The 291-nt window shown below is 43.6% G+C and carries 1 pseudogene; it reads left to right on the top strand.

Annotation, left to right across the window (positions count from 1 at the left end):
- Positions 1-291 (top strand): annotated as a pseudogene (locus A3738_RS10095) (solute carrier family 23 protein); the annotation flags it as partial.

The following is a 291-nucleotide window of genomic DNA, read 5'->3' as shown; positions in this document are numbered from 1 at the left end:
GGTCCACTTCTAGCTGGCCTTGGTTTACTTCTTATTATTGCTTTGGATTACCGCAAAATTACTGGTTCTATTGTAGTCAGCATGCTGGCGATCTCTATCGTTTCTTCGATTCTAGGTATTACTACATTCAGTGGCATTGTCGGTGAGCCTCACTCAATGTCTGAGCTTTTCTTCGCGCTAGACTTTAGCCGTGTACTAGAAGCAACAATGATCTCTGTAATTTTGGCGTTCGTCTTCGTCGACTTGTTCGATACTTCAGGTACTTTGATGGCGACAGCTTCTAAAGCAGGT

This window comes from Oleiphilus sp. HI0066 (genome assembly GCF_001635725.1).
This window is presented reverse-complemented; position numbering and strand designations above follow the sequence as displayed.